Below are 14,101 nucleotides of genomic sequence, written 5' to 3' on the forward strand. Positions count from 1 at the left end.
GCCGTTACGGCCTTTGGATGGAAACGATGACGATCGACGTGCAACTGAGTTTCGTGAAGGTGGCCGAGGATTGCGGCATCGTGCGCGACGCGCCGCTGCCGCCGGCGTTCAGGGACAAGGCCTACAACGCCCTCTACGACTTCGAGACGCTGTTTTACGACGTCTACCGCTGCGGGGAGTACACCGTCCTTCAGGGGCCGCCGCTGTTCAACCTCCAGGACCATCTGGCGGCGACGGAGTTTTACGCCGATTTCACCAGAAGCGGCGGGTCTTTCATGGACAGGTCGTCAGGGGTGGAGTTTTGGCTGAAGGGCGATCGGCGCGATATCATGATCGACGGTCGCCTCGGCCGGCTGACGGCGAGGGTGCAGCCGGATCTCGGTCATGTCTTTCGCAAGAAGCGCGTTCTCTTCACCCTGTCCAAGGACAACGACGTGCAGTGGATCAAGGACTGGGTGCAGTTCCATGTCCGCATTCACGGTGCTGATGCCGTGCTGCTCTACGACAATGCGTCCACCGCCTACGGCGCGCAGGAACTGGAAGCAGAGCTCCAGCGGACCTTTCCCGGCGTCACCGTCTGTGTCGTCAACTGGAACTTCAAGTTCGGCCCGCGTGTGTGGCGCAGGCGCGATGCGAGCGGCAACGAGGTGCGAATCAGCTCGAAGTTCTGTCAGGCGGGCGCCCTGCAGCACGCCCGGTTCCGCTTTCTGCAAAAGGCCAGGAGTGTTCTTAACTGCGATATCGACGAACTGGTGTTGCCGTCGCGGGCCGGCGGGTCGGTCTTCAAGGCGGCGGAAACGTCGCTGCTCGGCGCCGTTCATTTTCGCGGCCGGTGGATTGGCGATGCCGGCGCCGGTCGTGGCCAGGAGGTCCCGCGCCACGGGGATTTCGCCCGCTACGATGCCGGGGACAAGGTCGGATGCCCGCAGAAATGGGCCGTCGTGCCGTGGCGATGCACCAGGGCGATGACGTGGTCTGCCCACCGGGTCAAGGGGCTGGAAAACTACTTCACCCGTTCAAATCGATTCGCCTACGGCCATTTCAGTGAAATCACCACGAACTGGAAATACAACAGGACCGCGCGCAAGGCGCCGGCCGATATCTCCCGCTATCAGGTGGACGATGCGCTCCTGCAAGCGATGCGAACGGCCGGTCTTCGGGGCGCGCTTCTCCCGGCGTGAACCGCCGGCCGAGATCGTTACGTTTCGACCAGCTTCAGGACCTTGTCGAAGACCTTCAGCACCTGCTGCAATTCACGGCCCCGCTTGAGGATCAGGCCGTGGGTGTTGACGACGCTGTAGGCGCCCTGCCTGGTGGCGAGCTTGGGGTTCTTCTCGACGCGGTAGAGCGGCATTTCGCCCGAGCGCTTGAAAATCGAGAACACTGCCTTTTCGGGGCTATGGTCGATCGCGTAGTCACGCCACTCGCCTTCCCCGACCATCCGTCCGTAGATCCTCAGGATCAGGTCCAGTTCCTTGCGGTGGAATGTGACCGGAAGCGGGTCCTTGTTGCTGCGATAGTCCCGGAGATCGACGACCACGTTCGACCTCTGGGCGGCAGCTTCTCCCGGCGGCAAATCCGGCTGGTCTGTCATCGATTCTCCGCACTTCGTCGATGTCATTTCGATGACAGTGTGCCCTAGCTGGGCGGAAATGCAAGCATGGAGACCGGCCGTCAGAGGGCGCGGCGACGGCGGTTCGCGGCAAGCGGTTCAATTTTCCAGTGGAATTTTTTCGCTGGCGGACGAAGCGGTTCGCGTCGCGATTTCGTGCATATCGGGCACTGTGTGCGGTTTCGAAACAGGCCGAGCGTACCGTTGTTAACCACTACGGCACGGCAAAAAGCGAACTTGCCCCATTTCAGACAAATCCGCGCCCCATTTTTCAGAGAAAGTTTCTTCGCTGTCCCGCAGCCGACCGCTTTGCATGTGCGGGAAATCGGTCGGCCTTAGGGGATTTGCGTCGAAGCTTTTCCTGTATTCCGTTGCCGGATGCTTCGTCAAGGTCCGGTCCGGCGTGTCTTCGAACCCTCAAGCCCCAGCCCCTCGAAGATCCCGGTCCGGACCCCTCCATCCTTGACAATCACTTTCGGTTCGCTGTCTGCGGCAGCTTCGGCGTCATGACGGTCGCCCCCAAAATGGCGCCCGGCGTGTCTGCCGCCTTCATCCGCTGCAGGAGGATTGCGCATCCACCCGTTCCCTTCTGGTGCAGGATGCTTGCGGGCAGTACCAGGGTCGTCTCCTTGCCTTCCCACATGCCGATCGTCTCCATGTCGGTGACGGCGTGCCAGTAGGAAACCCTCCGTCCGCGATTTTCGCCTTCCTTGATCTCCACCGACTGCGGGTCGTTGAAGTAGGCGACCATCACATTGGCCTTGCCGTGGCCGCTGCCGATCCGGATGCGGATTTCGTCCTGAACGATGTCTGCGGATACGTCCACCGATAGCCCCCGCCCTTGCGTGCTCAGGGTCTCGATCTGGTCGCGGATCTGGCCCAGTTCACCGCCGTTGACGTGTTCGCGCCCGTTGATCACCGCCTGAGGCGTGTAGACGCTGCTGCGGCCGAACATGCGCGCATAGGAATACTGGCGCTCCGTGTTCTCCTTGCTGGAGAGCGTGTCGGCCCAGCCGAGATAGTTCCAGTAGTCGACGTGATAGGCCAGGGCGACGACGTCGCCGTCGCGGATCAATGTTTCCAGCGCCTGGTCTGCCTTGGGACAGGACGAGCATCCCTGGCTGGTGAACAGTTCGACGATGCCCTTCGGCTGCTTCGGTTCCTGTGCCAGCGCGCCGGTGGCCGACGGCAGGGCCGCCAGCAAGCTCGTAACACAACCTATGATCAGCAGTCGGGGCATGTGTTGTTCCGGGAAATTCAGGCGAAGTGCCTGTTGTCGGCAATCGTCATACCCGCTCGGACAGTCAACAGGAAGTCACGATGGAGTGAGACTCAAGGTCTCGGAAGTATGGCCCAAAAAGAAATGCCGGGGCAACTGCCCCGGCATCTCATCGCCCAGTCATCCTGTCGAAATCAGGCTGCGAGATCGCGCAAGACCGTCTGCAGGATGCCGCCATTGTTCATGTAGGTGACCTCGTCGAGCGTATCGATGCGGCAGAGGAGCGGAACCTCCCTCACCGTGCCGTCGGAGTAGGTGATCTTGGCGATCTTCTTCTCGCGCGGCTTGATTTCGCCCTCAAGGCCGTCGATCTCGACGAGCTCGTCGCCCTTGAGGTCGAGGCTCGCCCAGGTCGTGCCTTCCTCGAAGACGAAGGGCACGACGCCCATGCCGACGAGGTTGGACCGGTGGATGCGCTCGAAGGACTGGGCGATCACGGCCTTGACGCCGAGCAGGTTGGTGCCCTTGGCCGCCCAGTCGCGCGAGGAGCCGTTGCCGTATTCGACGCCGGCGAAGATGACGAGCGGAACGCCCTCGGCCTTGTATTTCATGGCCGCGTCGTAGATCGACATCTCTTCCTTGGACGGATAATGGATGGTGTAGCCACCTTCCTTGCCGTTCGGGCCGAGCATGTGGTTGCGGATGCGGATGTTGGCAAAGGTGCCGCGCATCATCACCTCATGGTTGCCGCGACGGGTGCCGTACTGGTTGAAGTCAGCGACCTGCACGCCATTGTCGAGCAGGTAGGCCCCGGCCGGGGAAGCGGCCTTGATGGAGCCCGCCGGCGAGATGTGATCGGTGGTGATCTTGTCGCCGAAGAGGCCGAGGACGCGTGCGCCCTTGATGTTCTTCAGGCCGGTGCCCTTCTTGCCCATGCCGACGAAGTAGGGCGGGTTCTGCACGTAGGTCGACTTGTCGTCCCAGGCATAGGTCTGGCCCGCCGGTACCTGCACCGCCTGCCAGTTGGCGTCGCCCTTGAACACGTCTGCGTATTTCGACGCGTAGAGCTCGCGGGTCACGTACTTCAGGATGAATTCCTGGATCTCGTGCGACGTCGGCCAGATGTCCTTGAGGTAGACCGGCTTGCCGTCCTTGTCCTCGCCGATCGGCTCCTTGGTCAGGTCCTTCTGGACCGTGCCGGCCAGCGCGTAGGCGACGACCAGCGGCGGGGAGGCCAGGTAGTTCGCCTGGACGTCCGGGGAGATGCGGCCTTCGAAGTTGCGGTTGCCCGACAGGACGCCGGCCGTGATCAGGCCCTTGTCGTTGATCGTCTTGGAGATCGGCGCCGGCAGCGGACCGGAGTTGCCGATGCAGGTCGTGCAGCCGAAGCCGACGAGGTTGAAGCCGAGCGCGTCGAGGTCCTTCTGCAGGCCGGACTTGGCAAGGTACTCGCCGACCACCTGCGATCCGGGCGCCAGCGAGGTCTTGACCCACGGCTTGGTCTTCAGGCCCTTGGCGACGGCGTTGCGGGCGAGGAGGCCGGCAGCGATCAGGACGCTGGGGTTAGAGGTGTTCGTGCACGAGGTGATCGCAGCAATCGCGACGTCGCCATGGCCGAGATCGAAGTCCGTGCCTTCGACCGCGTAGCGGTTTTCAAGCTGGCCCGGCTTCTTGTAGTCGTTTTCGAGCGCGGTCGCGAAGTTCGGTGCGATCGTCTCGAGCGGCAGGCGGCCTTCGGGGCGCTTCGGGCCGGCCATCGAGGGCACGACGTCGCCGAGGTCGAGTTCGAGCGTGTCGGTGAAGACGAGGTCTGAGCCGTCGCCCTCACGCCACATGCCCTGCGCCTTGGAATAGGCTTCGACGAGCGCGATGCGGCTCTCTTCGCGCCCGGACATGGTGAGGTAGTTGACGGTCTCGCCGTCGACCGGGAAGAAGCCGCAGGTGGCGCCGTATTCCGGGCCCATGTTGCCGATGGTGGCGCGGTCGGCGAGCGTCATGTTGTCGAGGCCGGGGCCGAAGAATTCGACGAACTTGGAAACCACGCCCCACTTGCGCAGCATCTGCACGACGGTGAGCACGAGGTCGGTGGCGGTGACGCCTTCCTTCAGCTTGCCGGTCAGCTTGAAGCCGATGACCTCAGGCAAGAGCATGGAGACCGGCTGGCCCAGCATGGCGGCTTCCGCCTCGATGCCGCCCACGCCCCAGCCGAGAACGCCAAGGCCGTTGATCATCGTGGTGTGGCTGTCGGTGCCAACGCAGGTGTCGGGATAGGCGATCGTCTCGCCGTCCTCTTCCTTGGTCCAGACGGTCTGGCCGAGATATTCGAGGTTGACCTGGTGGCAGATGCCGGTGCCGGGGGGAACGACGCGGAAGTTCTTGAACGCCTGCTGTCCCCACTTGAGGAAGCGGTAGCGCTCGCCGTTGCGCTCGTATTCGAGCTCGACGTTGCGGGCAAAGGCGGTCGCGGTGCCGAATTCGTCGACGATGACGGAGTGGTCGATGACGAGGTCGACGGGGACGAGCGGGTTGATCTTCTCCGGATCACCGCCCAGCGCCTTGATGCCGTCACGCATGGCGGCGAGGTCGACGACGGCGGGAACACCGGTGAAGTCCTGCATCAGCACGCGTGCCGGACGGTAGGCGATCTCGCTCTCGACGAGGCCCTTGTTCGTCAGCCAGGCGGCGACGCTTTCGATGTCCTTCTTCGTGACCGAGCGGCCATCCTCGTTGCGCAGCAGGTTCTCCAGCAGAACCTTCATCGAATAGGGAAGCTTCGAGACGCCGGCGAGGCCGTTGGCTTCGGCCTTGGGGAGGCTGTAGTAAACGTAGTCGACATCGCCGACCTTGAGCGTCGAGCGACAGTTGAAGCTGTCTAGGGATTTGGACACTTTGTACCCCGTTCCGTCTGGTCGCCAAAAGCTGACGTACGAACGCCCGTGCGCCTGGGAAGCGCGAAATGGGATGCGGGTGCGGCCATTTCCGCTGTCCGTACGCGGAAATCATTCCGGGTTCGGCGCTTGGATGAAAATCACGCCGACCGCTGGCGTGTTGCCGGCCTTATAGATAATTTCTAAGGAACGATCCAGAGCGCCGATGTATGGATCGGGAGAATTTTTTTGCAGTGCGACCAAGGTCGTAAAGGGAAAGTGAAAGCCGATGCGCCTCGTTGCCGAGGGCCTGAGTGCGAGACGGGGCGAAGACCTGATCTTCCGGGATGTGTCGTTTGACATCGGCGTCGGCGAGACGCTGGTTGTGAAGGGGCCGAACGGGTCCGGCAAGTCGACCCTGCTGCGGGTGGTCGCCGGCCTGCTGCCGCGCGAATCCGGCAAGATCATGCTTGCCGGCGGCGAGGGGCAAGGCTTCGACACCGTTGCCGGCGCCTGCCACTATCTCGGCCATCGCAACGCGATGAAACGGGAGCTGACGGTCGAGGAGAACCTGCGCTTCTGGAAGGACTTCCTCGGTGATTCGGACGGCGGCGCCGGCGTCGCGATCGATGAGGCGGCAGACGCCGTCGGCCTCGGCAGCATCCTGCACCTGCCCTTCGGTTACCTCTCCGCCGGCCAGCAGCGGCGCATGGCCATGGCGAAGCTGCTCGTCGCCTGGCGGCCGGTGTGGATCCTCGACGAGCCGACCGCGGCGCTGGACGCCGCAGCCGAGGCAATGTTCGCGGGGCTGGTCAAGGGGCATCTCTCGCGCGGCGGGCTGGCCCTGGCCGCGACGCACCAGCCGCTGGGGCTGGGGGCGGTAAACGAGCTGCACATGAAGGGCTTTGCCGTGGATTCCGCGGAGGCCTGGGCGTGAGGACTGTCTTATTTGGCGCATCGGCCGGCAAAAGGAATTTGACCCTGACCGCGACCCGCGTCCCGAAGGGGGGGAGAGGGGGTAGCGAATACGCCGCCGGCAGTCGCTTTTTTCGCCGCTGGCGGGGAAAATGTGCCGGCGGTCGGATAAAGGGCCGGTGCGGCTCAGTGCGGATTCGCGAAAGGACGCGGGCATGACCGCGCTCCTCTTCCGTGACCTCAAGCTTGCCGTGCGCGCCGGGGGCGGCGCGATGATCGGGGTCTTGTTCTTCATGACCGTGGTGGCCGTCATCCCCTTCGGCGTCGGGCCGGATCTCAACCTGCTCGCCCGCATCGGCCCGGCGATCCTGTGGATCGGGGCACTGCTCGCCGCCCTTCTCGGCCTCGACCGGCTGTTCCAGGCGGAGCGCGAGGACGGGTCTCTCGACCTGCTCCTGATGCAGGAGACGCCGCTGGTGCTGACGGTGCTGGTGAAGTGCCTGGCGCACTGGCTCGCGACCGGCCTGCCGCTGGTGCTCGCCTCTCCGCTTCTGTCGCTCTTCATGAACATGGACGCGGCGGCGATCGGGGCGACTATGCTGACGCTGCTTGTGGGAACGCCGGCGATCACGTTCATCGGGGCTGCGGGGGCGGCGATCGCCGTCGCCCTGCCGCGCGGCGGGCTGCTTGTTTCGATCCTCGTGCTGCCGCTGGCGATCCCGGTGCTGATCTTCGGCGTCAGCGCCGTCTATGCCGCCGTTCAGGAGCCGGCGCCGTTCTTGCCGCCGTTTCTGTTTTTGACCGCGCTGACGCTGGTCTTCGCCGTCATCGGGCCGGTGGCTGCGGCCGCGGCGCTTCGCGCGTCGACGGATTGACGCAAATGTGATTGATTCCGGTCAATTGAAGCCTGGCGGGTAACGCGGTAAACAAGGCCCATGAGCGAACAGAGCCTGGCCATCCGCAAGTTTTCCGACCTCGCCAACCCGACGCGGTTTCTGGCGCTGAGCGGCGCCGTCTGGCCGTGGATGGCGGCGGCGACCGCGCTGTTTTTCGCCGTCGGCCTCTATCTCTGTTTTGCCACCGTCGGCGATTACCAGCAGGGCGAGACGGTCAGAATCATGTATGTGCACGTACCGGCCGCCTGGCTGTCGATGATGTGCTATTCGGTGATGGCGCTCTCCGCACTCGGCACGCTCGTCTGGCGGCATCCGCTGGCCGACGTCTCGGCCAAGACCGCAGCACCGATCGGCGCCTGTTTCACCTTCATCGCACTTGTCACCGGTTCGCTCTGGGGCAAGCCGATGTGGGGCACATGGTGGGTGTGGGACGCGCGGCTGACGTCGGTCTTCGTGCTGTTTTTGATGTATCTCGGGCTGATTGCGCTGAACCGCGCCGTCGACGACCCGGCGCGCGCGGCCAAGGTCGGCGCCATCCTGATCCTCGTCGGCTTCGTCAACATCCCGATCATCAAGTTCTCGGTCGACTGGTGGAACACGCTGCACCAGCCGGCGAGCGTGATCCGGCTCGACGGCCCGGCGATCGATCCTGAATTCCTGCGGCCCCTGCTGGTGATGGCAATCGCCTTCACGCTGCTTTTCTTCACGCTGCACATTGTGGCGATGCGCAACGAGATCCTGCGCCGCCGCGTCTCCACGCTAAGGCGTCTTGCGGCGCGCTCCGCCGGTCGGGGAACGTCCGGGCCGGTTCCGGCCGGCGTGGGGGAGGGGCATCCATGACCCATCTCGCCTATGTCGCAGCCGCCTACGCGGCGGCCTTCCTGACCGTTGCGGGCCTTGTTCTCTGGGTCTGGCTTGACGGACGCGCGCGTCGCCGGGAATTGGCCATTCTGGAAGCTGCCGGCATCCGCAGGCGCTCGGCCGGAGAGGCCAAATGAGCGTGCCTGCTCAGGAAAAGCCGGCCGGTTCGCGCATGAGGCTGCTTCTGGCGCTTCTGCCGCTCGTGATTTTTGCCACCCTGGCGGCGATCTTCTTCTTCCAGCTGCGTTCGGGGCGGGACGCGTCCGAAATTCCCTCCGCGCTCATCGGCACGCCTGCGCCGTTCCGCGACCTGGAGCCGCTTGCCGGTGCCATGCGCGACGGCGTGCCGGTGCCGGCGCTGACGGCGGAGACTGCAAAGGGCAAGCTCACCCTCGTCAACTTCTGGGCATCCTGGTGTGTGCCCTGCCGGCAGGAACACCCCGCGATCATGGCGCTGGCGCAGGATCCGCGGCTGACGGTCCTCGGCGTCAACTACAAGGACGGCAACGAGAATGCGCTGCGCTTCCTTGGCGAACTCGGTAATCCCTTCGCGGCGATCGGGCTCGATCCGAACGGCAAGATGGCAATCGACTTTGGCGTCTACGGGATCCCCGAATCCTATCTCGTCGGGGCCGACGGCACGATCCTCTACAAGAAGGTCGGCCCGTTCGACGAGGACAGCATTCGAAACGGGCTGATGCCGGCGATCGAAAAGGCGCAGGGGCGGCCGGCACCCGCGGGCTGAGACTTTTCCAGCCCCGTTCTCGTTCTGCTGTTATGCCCGGCGCCAGCCGGCAAGCCCCGGCGCTGCATGCCAGATCGCCTGTACGGCAAAGCCCATGAACAGCAGGCCGGACATGCGTACGATCGCAAGCTCATGGCGCTTGTAGAAGCGGCGGACGATCGATGCGCCGATGATCGCGATCAGGATGATGTCGGCGATCAGGAAGCCGAAGAAGGACACGGCCAGCAGCATCGGCAACGCCGAAAAATCCAGCGCGTTCGAGGAACTGGCGAGCAGGGCGGTGAACGTCGCCAGCGCGACGGGATAGCCCTTGGGGTTTGTCAGGCCGAAGATCAGCCCGCGCCGCAGCGGCCGCTCCACGGCCAGCAGCGGCTGGTCCGTGCCGCGCGGCTTCGCCCGCAGCGCCGTCCATCCGATCCAGGCAAGATAGAGGCCGCAAAACAAGCCCAGCACGTCGAAGACCAGGGTGCCGACGGTCTTTGCGCCGACGATCGCCACAAGTGCAAGCGTCGACCAGACGAGATCGCCGGCGAGATGGCCTCCCATGAACATGGCGCCCGCCTTCCTGCCCTGACCGGCCCCGATGCCGAGCAGCGCCAGGAAGGCCGGCCCGGGAATGAGCACGTAGAAGAGAGCGGCCAGAAAGGCGCCGAAGAGCATGGATCCGGTCATGCGAAACTCCGCGAGGAAAGAGCCGATCTGATCCTGCAATCGATCGTCCGTCAAGCGAGAAGGCGTTCGTGCCGATGTGCCAGCCCCGGTTCATCCCCGCTCCAATCAGACTTTGCCGGACACCGGCTCCAGCCTCGCTCGATGGACGCGGGTTGCTTTGCGACGGGTGAGGTCTGTAAGACGAAACGCACGGGTCCGAGATTTTCGGGAACGCCAGGGAAGTTCGATGACGCCTATGAAGATGACCGAGCGCCGCACCACCCTGATCGGCGCGCTCTTGACTGCGCTCGGTCCGGTCTCGATGGCGCTGTATACGCCGGCCATGCCGACGCTCGTGCATGCGTTCGACACGAGCGACGCCACGATCAAGATGACGCTGTCGCTCTATTTCGGCGGTTTTGCCTTCGCCCAACTCGTTGCCGGCCCTCTCGCCGACGCCTTCGGCAGGCGCGCGGCGACAATCCTGTTCCTGGGCATCTACCTCGCCGGCAGCGTGATCGCCGCCTTTGCCCCGAGCGTCGAGTGGCTGCTGGCGGGCCGGCTGGTTCAGGGCATCGGGGCATCCGTCGGCGTGACGGTGTCCCGGGCGATCGTGCGCGACCAGTTCGTAGGCCACGAGGCCGCCCGCATCATGAACATGATCGGCATCATGCTGGCGGTCGCGCCGGCCACGGCGCCGACGCTTGGCGGCCTTGCGCTCGCCGCGTTCGGCTGGAACTCGGTCTTCTTCCTCATGGTCGGCTTCGGCATCGCCGCCTGCCTGGTCGCCATCCTGTTGCTGCATGAGACCGTCGTTCCCGAGCCCCGCCGGGCCGCCCCCGGGCCGCTCATGCGGGCCTATCTCGAGCTTGCGCGCGACACCCGGTTTGTTTCAGCCGCCTTCGTCATGGGCGGCGCCATCGGCGCGCTCTATGCGCAGGCGACCATGCTGCCCTTTATCCTGATCGGCGAGGCGGGGCTGACCCCGACGCAGTTCGGCTTGAGCATGATCATGCAATCGGGGTCCTATTTCCTCGGTTCCGTCGCGCTCCGACACTTCTCGCGCCGGCGCGAGGGATTGGCGGCGGTCAAGGTCGGGCTGGTCTTCATCGGGCTCGGCGCGGTGATGATGACGGGATCGTCCTTCTTCCTGCATCCGAGCTTCTGGACGATCATGGTGCCGGTCGCGATCTATACGATCGGTATCGCCTTCGTAGGGCCGCAGATGACCACGGCCGGTATGTTTCCCTTCCCGCATATCGCCGGCTCAGCCTCCGCCCTGATGGGCTTCATCCAGATGGGTTTCGGCCTGCTCGGCGGCATCACAGCGGCTGCGATCGGCATGCCCGTGATAGCCTTTGGCGTCGTCGTGCCCTTCATGGGGGCGGTCGCCATCCTGTCCTTTCTGTGTTTCGTCGGGGCAGCGGAGCGCGCCGGCCCGGATCGCTAGCGCAGAAAAAACCCGCCGAAGCTGTCTCCGGCGGGTCCATGTTCTGCTCCTGGGCGTGACAGGCGCGAAAGCGCGTCAGGCCTTGCGGTTTCTGGCTGCCAACGTGCGCAGTCTCAGCGCATTCAGCTTGATGAAGCCGGCCGCATCCTTCTGGTCGTAGGCGCCCTGGTCGTCCTCGAAGGTGACGAGCTTGTCGGAATAGAGCGACTTTTCCGATTCGCGGCCGATGACCATGACATTGCCCTTGTAGAGCTTCAGCGTCACTTCGCCTTCGACATGCTCCTGGCTCTTGTCGATCAGTGCCTGCAGCATCTCCCGCTCCGGGGAGAACCAGAAGCCGTAGTAGATCAGCTCCGCATAGCGCGGCATCAGCTCGTCCTTGAGATGCGCGGCACCACGGTCGAGCGTGATCGATTCGATCGCCCGATGCGCGGCCAGCAGGATCGTGCCGCCGGGGGTCTCGTAGACGCCGCGCGACTTCATGCCGACGAAGCGGTTTTCCACGAGGTCGAGACGACCGATGCCGTTGTCGCGGCCGTAATTGTTGAGGGTCGCCAGCAGCGTTGCCGGCGACATGCGCACGCCGTTGATCGACACCGCATCGCCACGCTCGAAGCCGACCTTGATGACGGTCGCCTGGTCGGGGGCGCTTTCCGGCGAAATCGTGCGCATGTGCACGTATTCAGGCGCCTCGACGGCCGGGTCTTCCAGAACCTTGCCCTCGGAGGAGGAGTGCAGCAGGTTGGCGTCGACGGAGAACGGCGCTTCGCCCTTCTTGTCCTTGGCGACCGGGATCTGGTGCTGTTCGGCGAATTCGAGCAGATGCGTGCGGCTCTTGAAAGCCCAGTCGCGCCACGGCGCGATGATCTTGATGTCAGGGTTCAGCGCATAGGCCGAAAGCTCGAAGCGAACCTGATCATTGCCCTTGCCGGTCGCGCCATGGGCGATTGCGTCGGCGCCGGTCTTCTTGGCGATCTCGATCAGGTGCTTGGAGATTAGCGGACGGGCAATCGAGGTGCCGAGCAGGTAGACGCCTTCGTAGACGGCATTGGCGCGGAACATCGGGAAGACGAAATCGCGTACGAATTCCTCGCGCACGTCCTCGATGAAGATCTCCTTGATGCCGAGCATCTCCGCCTTCTTGCGGGCAGGTTCAAGCTCCTCGCCCTGGCCGAGGTCGGCGGTAAAGGTGACGACTTCAGCACCGAGCTCGGTCTGCAGCCACTTCAGGATGATGGAGGTGTCCAGGCCGCCCGAATAGGCGAGGACGACTTTCTTGACGTCTTTGGGAAGTGCCATGTCAATGTGATCCGTACGCATGGGCGGCCGCAAGCCGCCTGTTCTTCGAGAAATTCGGGGCACTCTTAGCGAGTTTTGCGGCCGGCGCAAGGTTTGGCCGCGGCGCCGCAGAGCCTATTGCGCCTCAGGCGAGGTCGAGGCCCATCTGCCAGAAATCCGCCTCCAGCCGGGTCGCATCGCGAAAGACGCCTGAGAGAGTGTCGATGCGTGCATCATCCACCCGCGAAAGCCTGTTGTCGAGCCAATCGATCTCGGCTTTGACGAGGGTCTGGTATTCCGCCCCAGCATACATCTCGATCCAGCCGCGGTAGGGATTGCCCTCAAGCCGCGTGAAGGGTTGCTCCATGATCCACCGGGCGATGTCGCCATAGCCGACGATGCAGGGGGCAAGCGCGACATGCAGATCCAGCAGGTCGCCGCTCATTCCGGCGTCGAGCACGTAGCGGGTATAGGCCAGGGTCGCGCGCGACTCCGGCAATGTCTCCAGCTCTTTTTCCCCGATACCCCAGCTCGCGCAGAAGGCGACGTGAAGCCCGATCTCGACATCGACAATGGCCCTGAGGCTCGCGAGCCCCTGTCGGATCTCGGACAGGTTCCGGCTCTTGTAGACGGCAAGCCCCCAGGCTCGGGCGAACTGGATGAGGAACAGGTAGTCCTGCTTCAGGTAATGACGGAAGGCTTCCTCGCGAAGCGTGCCGTCGGCGAGAGCGCGTACGAACGCATGTTCGCAATAGGACTTCCATTCGGCAGTGTTGCGGGCCTTGAGGGTTTCGAAGTTTGCCAAAGGGGGTCTCCATTTTTCTCGCGACCAAGGCAGCAAAAAGCGGCCATTGGCCGACGATGGCAAGGGAGGTATAAGCAAGTCATGCATCCTTGGGAACCGATCATGGAATATCTGCCCTCGCTGGCGACGTTCATCGCCTTCACCGCCGCAAGCCTGCTTCTGGCGGCAACGCCGGGACCCGACATGACGCTTTCGATCAGCCGGGCTCTGTCGCAGGGTCGCGGGCCGGCGCTCTGGGTGGTGTTCGGCACCAGCATGGGCATTATCGTGCACACGCTGCTCGTCGCCTTCGGCATCTCGGCGCTGATTACCGCATCGCCGACCGCGTTCGCGATCCTCAAGACCGGCGGCGCGGGCTATCTGCTCTGGCTCGCGATCCAGGCGATCCGCTACGGTTCCAGCTTTTCGGACACGCAGGGCGAGGCCGTCGCAACGCCGAGGGCATCCGCGCTTGCCAACATCTCCACCGGCTTCTGGGTCAATCTGCTGAATCCGAAGGTCATTATCTTCTTCATGACCTTCCTGCCGCAGTTCGTCTCGGCCGGCGACCCCGATGTCACCGGGAAGCTGATCGTGCTGGGGCTGCTGTTCATCGCGATCGGCATGCCGGTCAACACGATCGTCGTGCTGGCGGCCGACAAGCTCTCCGCATGGCTGCGCAACAACAAGGGCGTGCTGCGCGGGCTCGACTATACGTTTGCCGGCGTCTTTTCGATCTTCGCCGTCAAGATCTTCCTGACCCAGTCGCGCTGACCGAAGAGCGACATCAGGAAAAGCGTCGGCGCTTTTCCTGACCGTTCCG

At 64.0% G+C, this 14,101-nt stretch carries 14 protein-coding genes; 8 read left to right on the forward strand and 6 right to left on the reverse strand.

The window, feature by feature from the left end; translation table 11 throughout:
* The first annotated feature begins 26 nt into the window (after positions 1-26).
* A complete protein-coding gene (locus CRO48_RS07995) occupies positions 27-1,181 on the forward strand; it encodes a glycosyltransferase family 92 protein (protein ID WP_097137937.1) in 1,155 nt (384 codons plus the stop codon).
* A gap of 17 nt (positions 1,182-1,198) precedes the next feature.
* Here CRO48_RS07995 and CRO48_RS08000 read toward each other — a convergent pair whose 3' ends face one another.
* From CRO48_RS08000 to acnA, 3 genes are all read right to left on the reverse strand, one after another.
* Complete coding sequence (locus tag CRO48_RS08000) at positions 1,199-1,594, reverse strand: DUF2794 domain-containing protein (RefSeq protein ID WP_097137939.1); 396 nt, start codon at positions 1,592-1,594, stop codon at positions 1,199-1,201.
* A 487-nt stretch (positions 1,595-2,081) separates the two neighbouring features.
* A complete protein-coding gene (locus tag CRO48_RS08005; RefSeq protein ID WP_097137940.1) occupies positions 2,082-2,852 on the reverse strand; it encodes a DUF1223 domain-containing protein in 771 nt (256 codons plus the stop codon).
* A gap of 173 nt (positions 2,853-3,025) precedes the next feature.
* Positions 3,026-5,719, reverse strand: coding sequence for an aconitate hydratase AcnA (gene acnA / locus CRO48_RS08010; protein WP_097137942.1), 2,694 nt, complete (start codon positions 5,717-5,719; stop codon positions 3,026-3,028).
* A gap of 268 nt (positions 5,720-5,987) precedes the next feature.
* Here acnA and ccmA point away from each other — a divergent pair, with 268 nt between their 5' ends.
* From ccmA to CRO48_RS08035, 5 genes are all read left to right on the forward strand, one after another.
* The gene (gene ccmA / locus CRO48_RS08015; RefSeq protein WP_097137944.1) at positions 5,988-6,635 is read left to right on the forward strand and encodes a heme ABC exporter ATP-binding protein CcmA; all 648 of its coding nucleotides are present in this window, start codon (positions 5,988-5,990) and stop codon (positions 6,633-6,635) included.
* Between the two features lie 193 nt (positions 6,636-6,828).
* Positions 6,829-7,488, forward strand: coding sequence for a heme exporter protein CcmB (ccmB, locus tag CRO48_RS08020; protein ID WP_097138071.1), 660 nt, complete (start codon positions 6,829-6,831; stop codon positions 7,486-7,488).
* Positions 7,489-7,548: 60 nt separating this feature from the next.
* Entirely contained in the window at positions 7,549-8,349 is an 801-nt protein-coding gene (locus CRO48_RS08025) for a heme ABC transporter permease (protein WP_097137946.1), read from the forward strand.
* Entirely contained in the window at positions 8,346-8,507 is a 162-nt protein-coding gene (gene ccmD / locus CRO48_RS08030; RefSeq protein WP_097137948.1) for a heme exporter protein CcmD, read from the forward strand. Before CRO48_RS08025 ends, ccmD begins: the two co-directional genes overlap by 4 nt.
* Positions 8,504-9,115, forward strand: a complete 612-nt coding sequence (locus CRO48_RS08035; protein WP_097137949.1) for a DsbE family thiol:disulfide interchange protein — start codon at positions 8,504-8,506, stop codon at positions 9,113-9,115. Before ccmD ends, CRO48_RS08035 begins: the two co-directional genes overlap by 4 nt.
* Positions 9,116-9,145: 30 nt before the next feature.
* On the opposite strand, the gene CRO48_RS08040 is transcribed toward CRO48_RS08035, so the two are convergent.
* Positions 9,146-9,787 (reverse strand): LysE family translocator, encoded by a 642-nt coding sequence (locus CRO48_RS08040; RefSeq protein ID WP_097138073.1) that lies wholly within the window; start codon positions 9,785-9,787, stop codon positions 9,146-9,148.
* Between the two features lie 226 nt (positions 9,788-10,013).
* On the opposite strand from CRO48_RS08040, the gene CRO48_RS08045 reads away from it, so the two are divergent.
* Positions 10,014-11,216, forward strand: coding sequence for a multidrug effflux MFS transporter (locus CRO48_RS08045; RefSeq protein WP_097137951.1), 1,203 nt, complete (start codon positions 10,014-10,016; stop codon positions 11,214-11,216).
* Positions 11,217-11,291: 75 nt separating this feature from the next.
* On the opposite strand, the gene CRO48_RS08050 is transcribed toward CRO48_RS08045, so the two are convergent.
* Both CRO48_RS08050 and tenA read right to left on the reverse strand, forming a co-directional pair.
* Complete coding sequence (locus CRO48_RS08050; RefSeq protein ID WP_097138075.1) at positions 11,292-12,515, reverse strand: argininosuccinate synthase; 1,224 nt, start codon at positions 12,513-12,515, stop codon at positions 11,292-11,294.
* Between the two features lie 124 nt (positions 12,516-12,639).
* On the reverse strand, positions 12,640-13,299 hold the full coding sequence (gene tenA / locus CRO48_RS08055) for a thiaminase II (RefSeq protein ID WP_210201982.1): 660 nt from the start codon (positions 13,297-13,299) through the stop codon (positions 12,640-12,642).
* A gap of 102 nt (positions 13,300-13,401) precedes the next feature.
* Between tenA and CRO48_RS08060 the strand changes: the two genes are divergently transcribed.
* Positions 13,402-14,052, forward strand: a complete 651-nt coding sequence (locus tag CRO48_RS08060; protein ID WP_097138077.1) for a LysE family translocator — start codon at positions 13,402-13,404, stop codon at positions 14,050-14,052.
* The last annotated feature ends 49 nt before the right edge of the window (positions 14,053-14,101 follow it).

The sequence above is a fragment of the Rhizobium subbaraonis genome (assembly GCF_900220975.1).
Taxonomy (GTDB): Bacteria; Pseudomonadota; Alphaproteobacteria; order Rhizobiales; family Rhizobiaceae; genus Mycoplana; species Mycoplana subbaraonis.

Bases quoted from the DNA above. Each gene is read 5' to 3' on its own strand.
- CRO48_RS08005 (WP_097137940.1), bottom strand. From the start codon at position 2,852: ATGCCCCGACTGCTGATCATAGGTTGTGTTACGAGCTTGCTGGCGGCC.
- CRO48_RS08035 (WP_097137949.1), top strand. From the start codon at position 8,504: ATGAGCGTGCCTGCTCAGGAAAAGCCGGCCGGTTCGCGCATGAGGCTG.
- CRO48_RS08060 (WP_097138077.1), top strand. From the start codon at position 13,402: ATGGAATATCTGCCCTCGCTGGCGACGTTCATCGCCTTCACCGCCGCA.
- CRO48_RS08050 (WP_097138075.1), bottom strand. From the start codon at position 12,515: ATGGCACTTCCCAAAGACGTCAAGAAAGTCGTCCTCGCCTATTCGGGC.
- CRO48_RS08045 (WP_097137951.1), top strand. From the start codon at position 10,014: ATGACGCCTATGAAGATGACCGAGCGCCGCACCACCCTGATCGGCGCG.
- CRO48_RS08000 (WP_097137939.1), bottom strand. From the start codon at position 1,594: ATGACAGACCAGCCGGATTTGCCGCCGGGAGAAGCTGCCGCCCAGAGG.
- ccmB (WP_097138071.1), top strand. From the start codon at position 6,829: ATGACCGCGCTCCTCTTCCGTGACCTCAAGCTTGCCGTGCGCGCCGGG.
- ccmD (WP_097137948.1), top strand. From the start codon at position 8,346: ATGACCCATCTCGCCTATGTCGCAGCCGCCTACGCGGCGGCCTTCCTG.
- CRO48_RS07995 (WP_097137937.1), top strand. From the start codon at position 27: ATGACGATCGACGTGCAACTGAGTTTCGTGAAGGTGGCCGAGGATTGC.
- ccmA (WP_097137944.1), top strand. From the start codon at position 5,988: ATGCGCCTCGTTGCCGAGGGCCTGAGTGCGAGACGGGGCGAAGACCTG.
- CRO48_RS08025 (WP_097137946.1), top strand. From the start codon at position 7,549: ATGAGCGAACAGAGCCTGGCCATCCGCAAGTTTTCCGACCTCGCCAAC.
- CRO48_RS08040 (WP_097138073.1), bottom strand. From the start codon at position 9,787: ATGACCGGATCCATGCTCTTCGGCGCCTTTCTGGCCGCTCTCTTCTAC.